The 13,777-nt window shown below is 74.1% G+C and carries 17 protein-coding genes; 7 read left to right on the top strand and 10 right to left on the bottom strand.

The genetic code is table 11. The features are described 5' to 3' along the window. Positions 1-29: 29 nt before the first annotated feature. From rsgA to DQ237_RS07745, 3 genes are all read right to left on the bottom strand, one after another. Positions 30-899 carry a ribosome small subunit-dependent GTPase A gene (gene rsgA, locus DQ237_RS07735; protein ID WP_240619482.1) on the bottom strand — a complete coding sequence of 290 codons (870 nt, stop codon included), beginning with the start codon at positions 897-899 and terminating at the stop codon, positions 30-32. A gap of 143 nt (positions 900-1,042) precedes the next feature. Continuing rightward, positions 1,043-2,326 (bottom strand): 3-phosphoshikimate 1-carboxyvinyltransferase, encoded by a 1,284-nt coding sequence (gene aroA / locus DQ237_RS07740; protein WP_113799395.1) that lies wholly within the window; start codon positions 2,324-2,326, stop codon positions 1,043-1,045. Positions 2,327-2,360: 34 nt separating this feature from the next. Next, entirely contained in the window at positions 2,361-3,824 is a 1,464-nt protein-coding gene (locus DQ237_RS07745; RefSeq protein WP_113798818.1) for an NAD-dependent succinate-semialdehyde dehydrogenase, read from the bottom strand. A 119-nt stretch (positions 3,825-3,943) separates the two neighbouring features. Here DQ237_RS07745 and DQ237_RS07750 point away from each other — a divergent pair, with 119 nt between their 5' ends. After that, positions 3,944-4,708, top strand: a complete 765-nt coding sequence (locus tag DQ237_RS07750) for an SOS response-associated peptidase (protein ID WP_240619483.1) — start codon at positions 3,944-3,946, stop codon at positions 4,706-4,708. Positions 4,709-4,850: 142 nt separating this feature from the next. On the opposite strand, the gene ybaK is transcribed toward DQ237_RS07750, so the two are convergent. Then, positions 4,851-5,324: a Cys-tRNA(Pro) deacylase gene (gene ybaK, locus DQ237_RS07755; protein WP_113798821.1), complete on the bottom strand. Its 474-nt coding sequence runs from the start codon at positions 5,322-5,324 to the stop codon at positions 4,851-4,853. 197 nt (positions 5,325-5,521) lie between these two features. Between ybaK and DQ237_RS07760 the strand changes: the two genes are divergently transcribed. Both DQ237_RS07760 and rsrA read left to right on the top strand, forming a co-directional pair. After that, a complete protein-coding gene (locus tag DQ237_RS07760; RefSeq protein ID WP_113798823.1) occupies positions 5,522-6,214 on the top strand; it encodes a sigma-70 family RNA polymerase sigma factor in 693 nt (230 codons plus the stop codon). After that, positions 6,211-6,543, top strand: coding sequence for a mycothiol system anti-sigma-R factor (rsrA, locus tag DQ237_RS07765; RefSeq protein WP_113798825.1), 333 nt, complete (start codon positions 6,211-6,213; stop codon positions 6,541-6,543). The genes DQ237_RS07760 and rsrA overlap by 4 nt, the downstream gene beginning before the upstream one ends. A gap of 89 nt (positions 6,544-6,632) precedes the next feature. Here the strand turns inward: rsrA and DQ237_RS20605 are convergent, their stop codons facing one another. Continuing rightward, the gene (locus DQ237_RS20605) at positions 6,633-6,707 is read right to left on the bottom strand and encodes a 50S ribosomal protein bL37 (protein WP_099459150.1); all 75 of its coding nucleotides are present in this window, start codon (positions 6,705-6,707) and stop codon (positions 6,633-6,635) included. A 173-nt stretch (positions 6,708-6,880) separates the two neighbouring features. Here DQ237_RS20605 and DQ237_RS07770 point away from each other — a divergent pair, with 173 nt between their 5' ends. Both DQ237_RS07770 and DQ237_RS07775 read left to right on the top strand, forming a co-directional pair. Continuing rightward, on the top strand, positions 6,881-7,927 hold the full coding sequence (locus DQ237_RS07770) for a biotin carboxylase N-terminal domain-containing protein (protein WP_113798827.1): 1,047 nt from the start codon (positions 6,881-6,883) through the stop codon (positions 7,925-7,927). A gap of 56 nt (positions 7,928-7,983) precedes the next feature. Next, a complete protein-coding gene (locus DQ237_RS07775) occupies positions 7,984-8,208 on the top strand; it encodes a biotin/lipoyl-binding carrier protein (RefSeq protein WP_113798829.1) in 225 nt (74 codons plus the stop codon). Positions 8,209-8,211: 3 nt separating this feature from the next. Here the strand turns inward: DQ237_RS07775 and DQ237_RS07780 are convergent, their stop codons facing one another. Next, positions 8,212-8,709: a GNAT family N-acetyltransferase gene (locus DQ237_RS07780; RefSeq protein WP_113798831.1), complete on the bottom strand. Its 498-nt coding sequence runs from the start codon at positions 8,707-8,709 to the stop codon at positions 8,212-8,214. Positions 8,710-8,753: 44 nt separating this feature from the next. Here DQ237_RS07780 and DQ237_RS07785 point away from each other — a divergent pair, with 44 nt between their 5' ends. Next, positions 8,754-10,235, top strand: coding sequence for a sensor histidine kinase (locus tag DQ237_RS07785; RefSeq protein ID WP_113798833.1), 1,482 nt, complete (start codon positions 8,754-8,756; stop codon positions 10,233-10,235). A 113-nt stretch (positions 10,236-10,348) separates the two neighbouring features. Here the strand turns inward: DQ237_RS07785 and DQ237_RS07790 are convergent, their stop codons facing one another. Together DQ237_RS07790 and DQ237_RS07795 are read right to left on the bottom strand one after the other, a co-directional pair. Continuing rightward, a complete protein-coding gene (locus DQ237_RS07790; protein WP_113798835.1) occupies positions 10,349-10,600 on the bottom strand; it encodes a WhiB family transcriptional regulator in 252 nt (83 codons plus the stop codon). 278 nt (positions 10,601-10,878) lie between these two features. Next, positions 10,879-11,904 carry a diacylglycerol kinase family protein gene (locus DQ237_RS07795; RefSeq protein ID WP_113798837.1) on the bottom strand — a complete coding sequence of 342 codons (1,026 nt, stop codon included), beginning with the start codon at positions 11,902-11,904 and terminating at the stop codon, positions 10,879-10,881. Positions 11,905-11,996: 92 nt separating this feature from the next. Here DQ237_RS07795 and DQ237_RS07800 point away from each other — a divergent pair, with 92 nt between their 5' ends. Beyond that, the gene (locus tag DQ237_RS07800) at positions 11,997-12,479 is read left to right on the top strand and encodes a hypothetical protein (protein WP_113798839.1); all 483 of its coding nucleotides are present in this window, start codon (positions 11,997-11,999) and stop codon (positions 12,477-12,479) included. A gap of 13 nt (positions 12,480-12,492) precedes the next feature. Here DQ237_RS07800 and DQ237_RS07805 read toward each other — a convergent pair whose 3' ends face one another. Both DQ237_RS07805 and DQ237_RS07810 read right to left on the bottom strand, forming a co-directional pair. Continuing rightward, positions 12,493-13,233: an HAD-IIA family hydrolase gene (locus DQ237_RS07805; RefSeq protein ID WP_113799397.1), complete on the bottom strand. Its 741-nt coding sequence runs from the start codon at positions 13,231-13,233 to the stop codon at positions 12,493-12,495. Positions 13,234-13,291: 58 nt separating this feature from the next. After that, complete coding sequence (locus tag DQ237_RS07810) at positions 13,292-13,729, bottom strand: hypothetical protein (protein WP_113798841.1); 438 nt, start codon at positions 13,727-13,729, stop codon at positions 13,292-13,294. Positions 13,730-13,777 lie beyond the last annotated feature (48 nt).

A 13,777-nucleotide genomic window follows, 5' to 3' on the forward strand; every position in this document is an offset into this window, starting at 1 on the left:
GAACGAGGCGTGAGGGGGACGGGGTCCTTCTAGTAGCCGGGGCCGACCTGGCCGACCGCGGCGAGCAGCACCCGCAGCGCGTCGAGCTGGTCCCGCCGGTGCGGCGGTCCCTGCGCGGCCCAGGCGTCCAGGGCGCAGTCGGGGTCCTCGGCGGTGTGACCGCACCCGGGCGGGCACTCGGTGGCGGCCTCGGCGAGGTCCTCGAAGGCCACCAGGACGTCGTCGGCCGTGACGTGCGCCAGTCCGAAGGACCGGATGCCCGGCGTGTCGATGACCGTGCCGCCGCCGGGGAGGTCGAACAGCACTGCTGAGGACGACGTGTGCCGGCCCTTGCCGATCTTGCTGACGTCACCGGTCGCCCGCAGGGCGTCGGGCACCAGCCGGTTCACCAGGGTCGACTTGCCGACACCGGACTGGCCGACGAAGACGCTCATCCGGTCGCGGATGCGGCCCAGCAGGTCGTCCAGCGGGAGCTCGCGGGACATCGGCACCGCGTCCAGTCCCAGCCCCGCGTAGCGGTCGAGCAACGGCTGCGCCGATGCCAGGTCGGTCTTGGTCAGGCACAGCAGCGGCTCGAGGCCGCCGGCATAGGCCGCGACCAGGCAGCGGTCGAGGAAGCCCAGCGCGGGGTCGGGGTCGGTGACCGCGGTGACGATGACCAGCAGGTCGGCGTTGGCGACGACGACCCGCTCGGTCGGGTCGGTGTCGTCGGCGGTGCGGCGCAGCGACGTCGTCCGCTCCTCGATGACGACGATGCGGGCCAGGGTGTCGGGCCGGCCGCTGGTGTCGCCGACCAGCCGCACCCGGTCGCCGACCACCACGCCGTGCCGCCCGAGCTCGCGGGCCCGCATGGCCGTGACGTCGACCGCCCCGTCGGGGCCCTCGACGCGGACCGTCATGCGCCCGCGGTCCACCGCGACGACCAGCCCGGGGACGGCGTCCTCGTGGGCAGGGCGGGTCCGGGTGCGCGGACGGGACCCACGGCGGTTGGGGCGGACCCGGATGTCGTCCTCGTCGACCCGGTGGCCGCGGCGGTTGGTGCTCAGCGGGAGGCCCCGATCGGCTCGCCCAGGAGGCCGGCCCACCGCTCGCGGAAATCGGGCAGGGTCTTCGTGACCGCGCCCGCATCGGCGACGGTGACCCCGTCGATGACGAGCCCCAGCACGGCGGCGGCCATCACCATGCGGTGGTCGGCGTAGGAGTCCAGCCGCGCCGGGCGCCCCGGACCGGGTTCGATCTCCAGGCCGTCGGGCAGCTGGCGCACCCGCGCACCCACGGCCGTCAGCACCTCGTCGAGCGCCTGCAGCCGGTCGGTCTCGTGGCCGCGCAGGTGGGCGATCCCGGTGAGCCGGGACGGTCCGTCGGCCAGGGCGCAGAGCGCGGCGAGCACCGGGGTGAGCTCGCCGACCTCGCCCAGGTCGGCGACCAGCGGGCGGACGACGTCGCCGCCGGTGACCCGCAGCCCGCCGTCAGGGGTCCGCTCGACCGTCGCGCCCATCTCGGCCAGCAGGCGGTCCAGCTGCGCCCCGGGCTGGGTGGTCACCTCCGGCCAGTCGCGCACCGTGACCCGTCCGCCGGTCGCCAGCGCCGCCGCGAGGAAGGGGGCGGCGTTGGAGAGGTCGGGCTCGATGACGCGGTCCAGCGCGGCGATCGGGCCGGGGGAGACCCGCCACCCGAGGTCGGTGGCGCTCACGTCGACGCCGTGCTCGCGCAGCGTCGTCACCGTCATCTCGACGTGCGGCATCGACGGGACCCCGCCGGCCAGGGCCAGGTCGACGCCCTCGTCGAACCGCGCCGCGGCCAGCAGCAGGCCGGAGACGATCTGCGAGGACTCGCTCGCGTCGACCGTCACCGGGCCACCGCGCACCCGGCCGGTGCCGCGCACGGTGAAGGGGGCCCGCCCGCGGCCGTCGTCGTCCACCCCTGCACCGAGGTCGCGGAGCGCGGCGATCAGGCCGCCGTTCGGCCGTTCGTGCAGCCGCGGGTCGCCGTCGATGGTGACGTCCCCGTCGGCGAGCGCAGCGACCGGCGGCAGGAACCGCAGGATCGTCCCGGCCAGCCCGGCGTCGACGGTCACCGGGCCACGGAACCGGCCCGGGGTGACCAGCCAGTCCTCGCCGTCGTCGACGATCCGCACGCCGAGAGCGCGCAGTGCCCCGGCCATGAGATCGGTGTCGCGGGCCCGCAACGGGCGGACCAGGCGGCTGGACCCGTCGGCCAGCGCGCCCAGCACGAGCGCCCGTGCGGTCAGCGACTTCGAGCCGGGCAGCGTGACGACGGCATCGACGGGCGCCGGGGAGTGCGGCGCGGACCAGACGTCTGACACGGGGTCAGTCTGCCCGGTCGCGCGCCGCACCCGGTCAGCCAGCCTGCGGCTTGTCGGCCTTCTTGGCCGGAACGGTGCGCAGCAGGCGCCGGTTGGCGAACTCGAACATCGCCATCTCGGAGAGCTCGCGGCCGTAGCCGGACCGCTTGATGCCGCCGAAGGGCAGCTCGGGGGAGGAGCCGGTGGGCTGGTTGATCCACACCATGCCGGCCTCGATCCGCTCGGCGACGGCCTTGGCCTTGTCGAGGTCGCTGCTCATGACGGTCGCGCCGAGTCCGTACACGGTGTCGTTGGCCAGCGCGATCGCCTCGTCCTCGTCCTTGACCTTGTAGACGACGGCGGCCGGGCCGAAGAGCTCCTCGTGGTAGGCCCGCATGTCCGGCGTGACGTCGGCCAGCAGGGTGGCCTCGACGAAGGCGCCGGGCAGGTCGGGGCGGTTGCCGCCGGCCAGCACCGTGGCGCCCTTGTCGACCGCGTCCTGGATCTGCGCGTGCAGGTCCTTGGCGGCCTGCTCAGACGACAGCGGCGCCAGCGAGGTCGAGGGGTCGGTGGGGTCGCCGGGGGAGAAGGTGGACCACGCCTGCTGCAGACCGGCCACGACGTCGTCGTAGATGGCCTCGGGGACGATGATCCGCTTGGCGGCGATGCAGGCCTGGCCGGTGTTCTGCATGCGCCCGGTCGTGGCGGCCTTGACGGTGGCGCCGAGGTCCTCGGCGTCCAGCACGATGAACGGGTCGCTGCCGCCGAGCTCCAGCACCGACTTCTTCAGGTGCTTGCCGGCGAGCGCACCGACGGCGCTGCCGGCCCGCTCGCTGCCGGTCAGGGTGACGCCGGCGATCCGCGGGTCGGCGATGACCTGCTCGACGTCGGAGATCTTCAGGAACGTGTTGGTGAAGACGCCCTCGGGGGCGCCCGCGTCGGTGAAGAGCTGCTCGATCGCCTCGGCGCACTGCGGAACGATCTCCGCGTGCTTGAGGATGACCGTGTTGCCCAGCACCAGGTTGGGGCCGGCGACGCGGACCACCTGGTAGTAGGGGTAGTTCCACGGCTCGATGGCCAGCAGCGGGCCGACCGGCTGCGTCTCCACGAGAGCCTCGCCGCCACCGAAGAGCGGCTGGATCGGCGTGGGCTGCAGGAAGGCCGGGCCGTTGTCGGCGTAGTACTTGAGGATCATCGAGCAGAGGAAGAGCTCGCCGACGGCCTCCTCGGTCCGCTTGCCCATCTCCTTCGTGGTGAGGGCGGCGAGGTCATGGATGCGCTCGTCCATCAGCTCGGCGGCCCGGCGCACGACGGCGGCCCGGTCCTCGACCGAGCGCTGCCGCCACTCCTGGAAGGCGGAGTGGGCGCGCCCGACGATGCCGTCGATGGCCTCGGTGGGCGTGAAGTCGAACTCCTTCTCCGTCTCACCGGTGAAGGGGTTGACGGTCGCGTAGCGCCGGGCGGCGCTGTCGCTGGCGGTCTTCGGGTGGTCGGTCGGGGGAGTCTGCGTCGCGGTCACGCGGGTGATCCTCGTCTCTCGTCGAGCGTTGCAACAAGGGTCTTCCCCGGATGACCGCCCGGCACGCGCGGCGCCGGCCCGTCGGTGGCCGGACCTAGAGTGCGGGGGAGCCAGCCCGCATGCCCGAGGAGACGCCGATGTGCGGTCGTTACGCGGCCAGCCGCAAGCCCGAGGACCTCGCGCTCGAGTTCGAGGCCGTCGTCGCCGAGGGCGCGCCGAAGCTGGACGCCGACTACAACGTGGCGCCGACCAAGGACGTCTACGTCGTGCGGCACGCCAAGGAGCGCGACGCCGAGGGGCTGCCCACCGGCGGTGGCCACCGCGAGGTGCGGGCCGTGCGCTGGGGCCTCGTGCCGTCGTGGGCCAAGGACCCGTCGGTCGGAAACCGGATGCTCAACGCGCGCGTCGAGTCGCTGACCGAGAAGCCGGCCTTCCGCAAGGCCGCCGCGTCCAGGCGCTGCCTCGTCCCCGCCGACGGCTGGTACGAGTGGGCCAAGCGGCTGGACTCGCCGACCAAGCAGCCGTACTTCATCACCCCCGAGGACGGCTCGGTCCTGGCCATGGCCGGGCTGTGGGAGGTGTGGGGCAGGGGCGAGGACCGGCTCTACACGTGCACGGTCGTGACCGCGCCGGCCACCGGGGTGCTCACCGAGATCCACGACCGGATGCCCCTGGTGCTGCCCCCCGACCGCTGGGCGGAGTGGCTCGACCCGGCGCGTGAGGACGTCGCCGAGCTGATCGCGCCCACGCCGCCGGAGCTGGTCGCGGCGCTGGAGCTGCGGCCGGTGAGCACCGCGGTGAACAACGTGCGGGTGAACGGCCCGCAGCTGACCGCGCGTGCCGAGACCGTCGCCGAGCCGGCCGACCAGCCCGCCCTGTTCTGAGGGTGGCGGCCGATCGATGCGGTCCTGGCCCGTGCGGTGGCGCGGGTGGAGCCGGACGGCCGACCCTCTAGCCGCGCCGTGGCGCGGCTGGACGTCCGGCGTCGTGGGTGAAGCCGGTCGAGCGCCGTCGGCCGCCTCCTGCTCAGCGGCCGATGGATGCGCTGCGTGCGCGGGTCAGCCGCACGAGTTCCGCCGGCGGAAGCTCCAGCTGCAGTCCCCGCCTGCCGGCGCTCACCATCACGGTGGCGAACCCCAGGGCCGAGTCGTCGACGACGGTGGGCAGCGCCCTCTTCTGGCCCAGCGGGCTGATCCCGCCGACGACGTACCCGGTCGCCCGCTCCGCGTCGGTCGGGTCGGCCATCACGGCCTTGCGGCCGCCCGCCGCCGAGGCGAGCGCCTTGAGGTCCAGCGTGCCGCTCACCGGCACGACCGCCACGGTCAGCGCACCGTCGACCCGGGTCAGGAGCGTCTTGAACACCTGCCGGGGGTCGGCGCCGAGCGCGGCCACCGCCGCCTCGCCGTGCCCCATGTCGGACGGATGCTCCGGGTCGTAGGGGTGCAGGCTGTGGGGCACCTTCGCCTGCTCCAGGATCCGCACTGCCGGGGTCGCTGCCACGGCGCGGGACTGTAGCGAGATGTGCCCGGCGGGGAATGCCCCCTGCGGGCCGGGCCGTTGCACCGGCCGTGAGCAGCACCGTCTCCAGCGCCCGCCCCAGGAGCGCGCACCGGCGTCCCCCGGGCCGTCCCGATGCCGCGCGGCTAGGATCGACCGATGTGGCGCCCCGCGTCCCGGGGCTCCGGAGAGGACGGTCGGTGCCCGAGGAGTCCGCGGTGGAGAACCCTGGTCAGCTGCCCGAGGCGGCACCCGTAGAGGTGCCGGAGGCCCGGGAGGGCGGCAGCCGGACCGAGCTCGCCGAGACCCGCGCCGAGCGCGACGCGCGCTTCGAGCGCGACGCCCTGCCCTACCTCGACCAGCTGTACCCGGCGGCCCTGCGGATGACCCGCAACCCGGCCGACGCCGAGGACCTGGTCCAGGAGACCTTCGTCAAGGCCTATTCCGCGTTCCACCAGTTCGCCGAGGGCACCAACCTCAAGGCCTGGCTGTACCGGATCCTGACGAACACCTACATCAACAGCTACCGCAAGAAGCAGCGGCAGCCGCAGCAGTACCCCACCGAGCAGGTGCAGGACTGGCAGCTCTACGCCGCCGAGGAGCACAGCTCCACCGGCCTGCGCTCGGCCGAGATCGAGGCGCTGGACCACCTGCCGGACTCCGACATCAAGGAGGCTCTGCAGCAGCTGCCCGAGGACTTCCGGCTGGCGGTCTACCTGGCCGACGTCGAGGGCTTCGCCTACAAGGAGATCGCCGAGATCATGGGCACGCCCATCGGCACGGTGATGTCGCGCCTGCACCGCGGTCGCCGCGGGCTGCAGAAGCTGCTGGCCGACTACGCCCGCGAGCGTGGCTTCGTCCGTGCCGGTGCCGGTGAGGAGGCGAGCAAGTGACCAGCGACGACGCCGGCCGTGCCGGGGAGCCGATCGAGATCAACTCCTGCGACGACGTCCTCACCCACGTCTTCGAGTTCCTCGACCACGAGACGAACGACGCGCGCCGGGCGGTGATCGCCGAGCACCTCGAGGACTGCTCCTCGTGCCTGCGCGAGTTCGGCATCGAACAGGAGTTCAAGGCGCTGGTCCGCCGTCGCTGCGGCGGGGACAAGCCGCCCACGGGCCTGCGCGAGCGGATCAAGATGCAGCTGACCACCGTCTCCTTCGAGGAGGACGGCACCCAGGTCAGCGTCGAGCGCCTCACGGTCGAGCGCACCGGCGAGTAGACGAAGGACCTCGTGGCCCTCGCGACTCGCGGGAGCCGGATGCACGAAGGCCCCGTCCGTGACAGCGGATCGGGGCCTTCGTCCGTTCGTCAGGCGTTGGGGCGCTTGCCGTGGTTGGCCTTGCTCCCCTTGCGGCTGCGACGCTTGCGTCCACGCTTGGACATCGCTGCCCTCCTCTCGCTCGCGGGTGGGCCGGGTGGCCCTGGTTCGGTGCGGGGCCGGAACGCGGCACACGTATCGTGCGCGGCGTCGCCGAACCCGCCAAGCTGACGCGACAAGCCTCTCACGGGGGACCCGGCGACTGCGCCGGGCAGGGGATCGCAGGAGGAACACGGGCGTGCCACAGCTGGAGATCGAGAGCGTTCTCGTCGCGGGGCGGGGGCCGGCGGGGTGTGCCGTGGTGCGCGCGTGCGAGCGCCTCGGCGTGAAGGCCGTGGCGGTGCACAGCGAGTCGGAGCGCTCGGCCCGGCACGTGCGGTTGGCCGACGACGCCGTCCTGCTCGGCCCGGCGCCGGCCGCGGAGAGCTATCTGGCGGTGGACCGGATCGTGGAGGCCGCGCGGCGCAGCGGCGTCGAGGCCGTCCTGCCGGTACCGCCGGCCCTGGCCGGGAACGCGCGGCTGGCCGCCGCCGTGATCGGAGCCGGTCTGCGCTGGGTCGGGCCGGATCCGGAGGTGCTCGAGCGGCTCGGGGGCGACGGCGTGGAGCCGGCCAGCGAGCGGGGGTTCCTGGCCTGGGTGACCGAGGAGGGGCTGCGGCTGACCACGCCCGTCGCCCGCGACCGTGCCGCCGGCATCGCGCGGGTGTCGTGGACGCCGGACGTCCCTGAGCAGCTGCCTCCCGCCGCTCGGCGGTTGCCCGAGCTCGGCTGGCGCGGACTCGTGACGGTGGGCATCTCCCCGGACGGCGAGCTCGGCGAGGTGGCTGCCGGGTTCTCCCTCGACATGGCGGTGCTGGAGCGGGCCCATGCAGTGGATGCCGTCGAGCTCGCCCTGCGCAGTGCCGCCGGCCCGCGGGCGACCGCCGCCGTCGAGCAGACCGCGCCGCCGCGGTCGGCCGTCGCCGTCCAGCTGCGCTCTACGCTCCCGCCCGGCACCGAGGGGCGGATCACCGACCGGCTGCCGGGCTCCGGCCGGCCCCCGGAGGCCGAGGACGGCGTCGACCTCGTGGCCGTGACGGGCTACGACCCGGGCGACCGGCTGGACGGCTGGTACGACGCCCTGCTGGCCACCGTCAGCGCCGGGGCCACCGACACGGCGACCGCCGCGCGCGCGGCCGGCGAGGTCCTGGCCGGACTGCCGGACGTCGGTGTCCCGCACGACGGCGCCGACGTGCGCGCGGTGCTCGGACGACTCGCCGCCGACCGGACCCTGCCCCGGACCTGACGGCGCTCGCGCGTGCTTGACTGAGGCCTCGCAGACGGGCTGAGCGGGAGGTCGCGGTGGCGGTCGAGGAGATCCACGCGGAGATGGTCTCCAGCGTCTGGAAGGTGCTCGTGACCCCCGGCGCCCAGGTGTCCGCCGGCGACACGCTGGTGATCCTGGAGTCCATGAAGATGGAGATCCCGGTGCTCACCGAGCACGCCGGCACGGTGCAGGAGATGCACGTCGTCGAGGGCGAGGTCCTGCAGGAGGGTGACCTCATCGCCACCGTCGCCGCGGGCTGACCGTCAGAGGTCGCGCGTGTAGACCATCAGGTCGACCCCGGGCACCGGCGTCCAGTCCCGCTCCGGGAGCCGGGTGAAGCCCAGACGCTCGTAGAGCCGGTGCGCGGTGGTCATCGGAGTGGCGGTGGAGATGACCATCCGCCGCTTCCCGGCCGCCCGTGCCCGGGACAGGCACTCGTGCACCAGAGCGGCGCCGATGCTGCGCCCCTGGGCGGCGGGGTCGACCACCAGCATCCGGAAGCCGGCCTCCTCCTCGCCCACGGTCACCTCGCCGAAGTCGCCGTCGAGCACCAGTGCGACGCTGCCGACCACCCGCCCGTCCTCGTCACGGACCACCAGCAGCTCGGCAAGGGCGGCGCGCCCGGCGACGTCGGCCAGCTCGGTGGCGTAGCCGGGGGAGGCGAGCTCGCCGTCGACGTAGACGCCGACGGTCAGCTCGGCGATGCGGTCGAAGTCCGCCGGGGTGGCCTGCTCGACGAGGATGCCGGGGACGACGCTCATGCCGTCAGAGCCTACGGAGGCGCCCCGCCTACGCTCGGGGCACCATGAGCAGCCTCTCCGAGCGCCTCACGCGCGGCACGGCCTCCAGCCCGGCACAGGTGGACCACGCTCGGCGGCTGGTCGCCGACTGGCAGCTCCTCGCCGACCTGGCGTTCGCCGACCTCACCCTCTGGGTCCCGCTCGACTCGGCCGCGTGGTGGTGCGTGGCGCAGGTGCGGCCGCTGACCACGTCGACCAGCCGCCCCGAGGACATGGTGGGCGATGAGCTGACCGGGGCCGAGGCGCAGCCGTTCGCGGTGGCCTACCGGGACGGCCGGCCGGTGACCGAGGGGGAGCCGGACTGGTCGGGGCCGATGCCCCGACGCCGTGAGGTCATCCCGGTCCGCCACGAGGGCGTGGTCATCGCGGTGCTGGCGAAGGACACCAACCTGGCGGTGACGCGCTCGCCGTCGACGCTCGAGCTCACCTACCTCGACATCGCCGCGGACCTCTGCCTGATGGTGTCCGCCGGGACCTTCCCGCCGGCGAAGCTCCAGGACGCCGAGATGGGGCCCCGGGTCGGCGACGGCCTCGTGCGGCTCGACGCCGCGGGGCGGGTCACCTACGCCAGCCCCAACGCGGTCTCTGCCTACCGGCGGATCGGCGTCACGGGCGACCTCGGCGGTGCGGAGCTGGCCGACGTGACCTGCCGGTCGGTGACCGACCGGGTTTCGGGGGAGGCCGCGGCGGCCGCCGTCTCCGCGGCGGTGGCCGGCCGGTACCCCGACCCGATGGACGTCGAGTCGGCCAGCGCGACCCTCCTGCTCCGGGCGCTGCCGCTGCTGGCACCGGACGGCGAGCCGGGTGCGCTGGTGCTCGTGCGGGACGTCACCGACGTCCGGCGCCGCGACCGCGCACTGCTGACCAAGGACGCCACGATCCGCGAGATCCACCACCGGGTGAAGAACAACCTGCAGACGGTCGCGGCGCTGCTGCGGCTGCAGGCCCGCCGGATGACCGAGCCGGCCGCACGTGCGGCGCTGGAGGAGTCGGTGCGCCGCGTGGCCTCGATCGCGGTCGTGCACGAGACGCTGGCCGGCAGCCGCGAGGACGTCGTCGACGTCGACGACGTCCTCGACCAGGTGCTGCCCATGCTCGGTGACCTCGCATCGGTGGGCCCGGCGGCCCGTACCCGGCGGACCGGCTCGTTCGGCGAGCTCCCCGCGGTCGCGGCGACCCCCCTCGTCCTGGCGGTGACCGAGCTGCTGCACAACGCCGCGGAGCACGCCTTCCCGGACGGGGCCCCCGGCGCCATCGAGCTGGTCGCCGAGCGCACCGGGGATGACCTGACCGTCCGCGTCCGCGACGACGGGCGGGGGCTCCCGCCGGGGTTCGACCCGGCGAGCAGCGACGGCCTGGGCCTGCAGATCGTCCGCACCCTCGTCGCCAGCGAACTCGGCGGCACGCTGCGGATGGGTGCACCGCAGGGAGCGCGGGGGACCGAGGTCGTCCTCGAGCTCCCGGGGGCCGCCCGGCCCCGTCGCTAGCCGCCGGAGAACGCCGAGGCCGGTCCGGGAGATCCCGGACCGGCCTCGTGGCGGTCGGTGCGATCGCGATGGTGCGGATGGCCGCTGGTGGGCGGCCTCGTCGTGCCCGGCCCTCAGGCGGTGCGGACCCGGGTGCGAGCCTGGCGACGCTTCAGCGCGCGCCGCTCGTCCTCGGAGAGCCCGCCCCAGACGCCGGAGTCCTGGCCCGAGCGGAGAGCCCAGTCGAGACACGACTGCACCACCGGGCAGCGCTGGCACACGGCCTTCGCCTGCTCGATCTGGACCGTCGCCGGGCCGGTCGTCCCGATGGGGAAGAACAGCTCCGGATCCTCGTCCCGGCAGAGCGCGCGGTGGCGCCAGTCCATGGCTTCGTACTCCTCGATGTCGTCTACGGTTCGGTGCGTCAGTCGCCTGCGCGGTCCGCCTCGCCGGGCCGACACCGGTTGCCCAGCGCCATGGCGGCAGCGACTGCCCTGCCTTGTTACCGGCAGGTTGCGTTCCTGCAGCGATGCTTTCACGGGAAAGTCGCAAGTCAAGGGAATCAACCCCTCGCCGGACCCCCGCGTGAGCAACCTCACCACGGGCGTGATAGGCCCGCCACTCGGCGGGGGGATCGCCGGCGCGAAAGGCTCCAGGACCTCGCTCAGGCGACCACGCGCAGCGCGTCCGGGACGTCGGTGATCCGCACACCGGTGGCGGTGCCGAGGTGCTCGCCGTCGACCTGCCAACCCTGGGGGCGGACGGCGGAGAGCGACAGCTCCGGCAGGTCGTGCCAGCGGTGCAGCCCGCGCCCGCGCAGGTCGGGTTCGCGGGCGAGGGTCTGCCGGAGGGCACGCAGCATCCGGGTGGTGCTCGTCCGGCCGAGCGCGAAGACGTCGAGGCCGGTGTCGAAGGACGCCTCGGGGGTCGGGTTGACCGGACGGGCGCCCAGGTAGGTCCACGGGCTCACGTTGGACACCAGGCACAGGAAGAGCCCGTCGACCGCCGCCTCACCGGGCACCTGCAGCGTCATGGCCGGGCGACGGCGCTCCCGCCCGAACAGGAACGCGCTGGTCGCTTCCCGCACGTAGAGCGCACCGGTGGAGCGCCGGCCTTCGGCACGCCGGGCCTCCACCCGGGCGATCACCTCGGCGTCGAACCCGAAACCGGCGGCGAAGACGAACCATCGGGGGCTGGTCCACCCGCCCGCGGACTGCTCCGCCTCGGCCTCGGCGACCGCCTCCGCCGCGGCGGGCCGCACGCCGGTCACGGCCGCAGAGCTCGTCCCCGTGGCGCTGATCGTGCCGAGCGAGACCATCCGGGTGCGTCCGGCGCGGAGCGAGGCGAGGATCTCCGCGGTCGCCTCGACCGGGTCGCGCGAGCGCCCCAGCGCGCGGGAGAACACGTTCGTCGAACCGCCGGGCACGACGGCCAGGGTGGGGAGCCCGGGCCGGGGCCCGCTCTCGAGCAGACCGTTGACCACCTCGTTCACCGTGCCGTCGCCCCCCACCGAGACGACGACGTCGACCCCCTCGGCCGCGGCGCGGGCGCCGAGCTCGCGGGCGTGCCCGCGGTGGGCGGTCTCGGCGACGTCGAGCTTGAGCTCGCTGGCGAGGGCGCCGACCAGCACGTCCCGCATCTTCGCGGAGGTGGTGGTCGCCGCCGGGTTGACGACCACGAGCGCGCGCATACGGCCAGGCTAACCAGCGCGGACGGCCGGGCGGGGGAGGCCGGGAAGCCGGCTCGGGTGGGGCAGCACCGTCCCCGCGTAACCTCGGCCGCGTGACCGACGACCGGAACGCACCGTCGCAGCCGCGCCGCGGCCTGGCCGACCGGTTGTTCGGCGCGGCCGCCGCCGAGCCCGCACCCCGGCCCGAGCACGGGCACGCGCCCGCTCCGCCCTCGGTGCGCCGTGCGGCGCTCGCCGTGGGAGTGGAGGCCGCCGCCTTCGCCGTCGGGGCGTTCGTCCTGCTCTACCTGACCCTCACCGGCGACCCGGAGAGCACGTCCCGCGCGGTCGCCGAGGTGGTCCTCGCCGTCCTGGCCGCGACCGTGCTCGGGGCCGCCGCCGTCGGCCTGTCCCGGGTGTCCGGCTGGGCACGTGGCCCGGTCATCGCGATGCAGCTGTTCCTCGGCCTCGCCGGCGTCACGCTCGCGTTCTCCGCCCAGCTGCCGCTGATCGGACTGCCGATCCTGGCGCTGGTGGGATCGGTGCTCTACCTGCTCGCCGCCCCGGAGTCGAGGCTGGCCTTCGAGGACCGCTGACCGGGTTCCCGGGTCAGACGAGGTCGATCACGTCGGCGATCGAGTCGCACACCCGGCTCGGCCGGAACGGGAACCGGCTGACCTCGCTCGCCGTCGTGGAGCCCGACAGCACGAGCACGGTCTCCAGGCCGGCCTCGATGCCGGCCACGACGTCGGTGTCCATGCGGTCGCCGACCATGATCGTGGACTCGGAGTGCGCCTCGATCCGGTTCATCGCGCTGCGGAACATCATCGGGTTCGGCTTGCCGACGAAGTAGGGCTTCGCCCCGGTCGCGGCGGTGATCATGGCCGCGACCGAGCCGGTGGCGGGCAGCGGACCCTCGGTGGAGGGGCCGGTGACGTCGGGGTTGGTCGCGATGAACCGGGCGCCGTTCCCGATCAGCCGGATGGCCCGCGTGATCGCCTCGAAGGAGTAGGTGCGCGTCTCCCCGAGGACGACGTAGTCCGGATCGGAGTCGGTCATCACGTAGCCGACCTCGTGCAGCGCCGTGGTGAGGCCGGCCTCGCCGATGACGTAGGCGGAGCCGCCGGGGAGCTGGGTGGTGAGGAAGTCCGCCGTCGCCATGGCGGAGGTCCAGATCGCCTCCTCGGGAACCTGCAGGCCGCCGCGCGCCAGCCGCGCCGCGAGGTCGCGCGGCGTGAAGATCGAGTTGTTGGTCAGCACCAGGAACCGGCGGCGCCGCTCGACGAGCCGGTCGAGGAACTCCTTGGCCCCGGGCAGTGCGTGCCCCTCGTGGACCAGCACACCGTCCATGTCGGTGAGCCAGCACTCGATCGGTCGGCGTTCGGTGGTCACGGGGATCCTCCGGAGGTCAGGGCCAGATGCGTGGTTCGGCGTGGGACTCGTCGGACTCTCCCAGCGTCACCGTCCGGCCGAACAGCCGCCTCCCGAGGGAGTACGGCGTGCGGATGCGCAGCTGCCCCTCGCAGTCGCGGTGCTCGAGGTCGACGCGCACCGCGTCCGACCCGAGCCAGGTGATGTCCATGACGAGGGCGACCGCCCGCAGCTCGTCGCGGGTGGCCAGCAGGCTGCGCTCCACGACCTCGATGGCCGCCATGGGGCTGAGCCGGGCCGCCGCGGAGCCGGTCAGGTGGTACTCCAGCCGGCCGGCGGAGTCGACGGAGAGTCCGAGGGGGAAGAAGCCGCCCCGGCGCTCGAGCGAGGTGACGGCGGCGTCGAGGGCCGCGGACCGGAGCCGGGTGACGTCCTGCCGCACCACGGCGGCGATCGTGCCGGTCGGCGTCGTCACGCTGGGAACATCGGCACCTGTCGCCCGATCTTGATCCGGGTCCGTGAG

Origin of the sequence: Blastococcus sp. TF02-8 (genome assembly GCF_003319175.1) — a bacterium.
GTDB lineage: Bacteria > Actinomycetota > Actinomycetes > Mycobacteriales > Geodermatophilaceae > Blastococcus.